At 40.3% G+C, this 2,815-nt stretch carries 2 protein-coding genes and 3 pseudogenes; all 5 read right to left on the bottom strand.

Annotated elements, in window-relative coordinates; genetic code table 11:
* Nucleotides 1-216 precede the first annotated feature (216 nt).
* Nucleotides 217-582, bottom strand: a pseudogene (locus tag JWG39_RS17285) (transposase); the annotation flags it as partial.
* A 333-nt stretch (nt 583-915) separates the two neighbouring features.
* Nucleotides 916-1,539 carry a hypothetical protein gene (locus JWG39_RS15870; protein WP_205220418.1) on the bottom strand — a complete coding sequence of 208 codons (624 nt, stop codon included), beginning with the start codon at nt 1,537-1,539 and terminating at the stop codon, nt 916-918.
* A gap of 661 nt (nt 1,540-2,200) precedes the next feature.
* On the bottom strand, nt 2,201-2,512 hold the full coding sequence (locus JWG39_RS15865) for a HigA family addiction module antitoxin (RefSeq protein ID WP_205220417.1): 312 nt from the start codon (nt 2,510-2,512) through the stop codon (nt 2,201-2,203).
* Nucleotides 2,513-2,524: 12 nt separating this feature from the next.
* A pseudogene (locus tag JWG39_RS15860) lies at nt 2,525-2,638 on the bottom strand (type II toxin-antitoxin system RelE/ParE family toxin); the annotation flags it as partial.
* Nucleotides 2,639-2,674: 36 nt separating this feature from the next.
* Nucleotides 2,675-2,815: pseudogene (locus JWG39_RS17280) on the bottom strand (transposase); the annotation flags it as partial.

The following is a 2,815-nucleotide window of genomic DNA, read 5'->3' as shown; positions in this document are numbered from 1 at the left end:
CAGTTTGGGCCATTTTTCGTCTGTGGCTTTTTATAGTTTCTTTTATGTGACGGGACATTGCAGCCTCCTTGTAAGGTTTTAATATTGCTTACAAAAAGACGATTACAATCGCATCGATATGTCAAGGGAAATTTTACCTTAACTTCTGAAATGTTTACGAAGACTTTTTTTAAAAACTACGCTATTGCTGGGTTTCAGGGGTGCCCGGGAATCGCTGATATAGACAAGGCATCTCAGCAGGTGCTGTTCGGTCTCCACTGCAGTTGAATGGTATCGATCCTCCCAAAAAGCTCCTTTCCTCTTTTTTCTCATATTGTATTCTTGCTAGGTTCTTCCAGAAATCAACTGCAGAGATCAAGGTATGACATCTCTCTTTCCTGCATCTTGAACGAGTAAATGAATATGATTGGAAGTAACACAGTAATTGAGAATTACCAAACCGTATCGCTTTTTGGCAGCATACAACCACTGGACCCAATTCCGACGGTCCATTTTCAATTTAAGTAAAAAGTCCCTCTTGTGGCATCTGTGGGTAAGATGCCATACTTGACCAGGAATATAATGCCGTTTTGCTCTCGCCATAAGAAATTATTTTCTAATGCAGATCTATATTAACGTTTTTGAGCCTAAAAAACGCATTATTGACAGGTATAAGAGTCACACGAATACAAACACTTACCTTGGCCCGACCCTCGTTCCTATTTTGTTGTGGTGACGTTTGTTTACGCTGACCTTTAAGGCCAATCTATATAAACAATAGTGTCTTAGCTTGTTCAAACACCGTCTATCAGTGAAAACGGCGCTATTTCTCGTTCTGGTCAATTCCGGCTGTTAATAGACCGCACATCTACCTTGTTGTTTTGCGGTCTATCGTCAAATTCACCGGCTAGCTTCAGCACGATCCGTGCCGGGAGACTATTTACAACTTGAGAGTTCTGCATTAGGAGCTAGCTTCATAAAAGCTGCCATAACTTCGTCTTCATTCTCCACACAGCATATAAAGCCCGTATGACGGTCTTTGCCACCGATATAAAGACCCCATGTATCATTTATGCAAAAATTTTTAGTTCCGTAAGAGTCTGTTAGTCCTATTTCTTTGATTTCAGAGAACCCCCACGGTTGAAGAGTGTGTCGTTCTCTGTCATATTGTAGGTATTTTTTGCCCTTAATGGTCTTGTATTCTATATTAATAGTCTTGAAGTAATGAATGAAATTAATGCCATTTTTGTTAAATTTAAGCTCTGATAGCTGATCATGATAATAGCGATCCCGCCATCCATTACTCATAGCAGGACCGTCTCCTATTTGACTCAGGTTACTACGTCTCCCTTCATAAATTGTAACAAAAACAGGTGTAGTGATATTATTGTTTAATAATGCCAGCGCTTCTTCTTGACTCATAGACTCAGACAGATTTGACACAAATTCAGTTGGGGCATAGATCTTTCCACAGCCTGTTATGGTTAGCAGTGTTAGAATTATAAGAATAAGCAGGGGTTGAAGGGCAGGTTTGGATAGTCTTTTTTTTTGGTGAAACACTTAGTATCTCCTTTTGAAATTGGTTTATAGATGCACAAGCCAAAACTCTTTTGTCTCATCCTGATTCAGTTCAGTGAAAAATACTGATACCTGGGGAAGCTAATTGCGATTACTCTAAAAGACTTTTAGGTAAACTGCAAATCATTTCGATCTACCAACCTAACTATCGGTTCCCAGATCAACTCATAGCAATTATTGATAAAAACCGTAGAACTGAAGTGCAGAGTATTCGGGAGCTTCAATCGAAAACTATCCTGACACATAGGGATTCCGACGGTCCATTTTCAATTTAAGTAAAAAGTCCCTCTTGTGGCATCTGTGTGAGTAAGATGCCATACTTGACCAGGAATATAATACCGTTTTGCTCTTGCCATAAGAAATTATTTTCTAATGCAGATCTATATTAACGTTTTTGAGCCTAAAAAACGCATTATTGACAGGTATAAGAGTCACACGAATACAAGCACTTACCTTGGCCCGACCCTCGTTCGACCTTCTTCGACCTTTTACCTTCTTCGACCTTCTTCGCTTCTTCGACCTTCTTAGCTCTTCCATTGGCACCTCGTTTGTTGTGCGTATAACGCCGCAGTAAGCTGCCGAAAAAGCCGACACGAAAACCTGCAAATTAAACTACAACAGAACTCGGCTTTTTGGGTCAGCTTTAGTGCAATTGTTGGGCAATATGCCCAGCCCAAGGCTTGATTTTCATTATTACATTATTCAAAGTACGCTCTGCAACTTCAGTATCGTATGCCACTTGTGCACGTAACCAGTAGCCATTAGACAATCCAAAAAATCGACATAACCTTAAATCGGTATCTGCTGTGATTGAACGTTTCCCCAAAACAATTTTACTAATACGTTGAGCGGGAACGTCAATTTCTTTGGCTAAACGATACTGGCTAATTCCCATAGGTTTGAGAAATTCTTCCAAGAGAATCTCACCAGGAGTGATAGGTTTAAGTTTTTTCATAATAAATTCTCCTCAGTGGTAATCAACTATTTCCACATCTTCCGCACCTGCATTCGTCCAATAAAAGCAAATACGCCATTGGTCGTTAATACGGATACTATGTTGACCTGAACGATCACCCTTGAGTATTTACGGGGTCGAACGGGGCCGGGGTCGAACGGGGATATGATTGGAAGTAACACAGTAATTGAGAATTACCAAACCGTATCGCTTTTTGGCAGCATACAACCACTGGACCCAATTCCGACGGTCCATTTTCAATTTAAGTAAAAAGTCCCTCTTGTGGCATCTGTGGGTAAGATG

This window comes from Desulforhopalus vacuolatus, assembly GCF_016918505.1.
GTDB classification, from domain to species: domain Bacteria; phylum Desulfobacterota; class Desulfobulbia; order Desulfobulbales; family Desulfocapsaceae; genus Desulforhopalus; species Desulforhopalus vacuolatus.
This window is presented reverse-complemented; position numbering and strand designations above follow the sequence as displayed.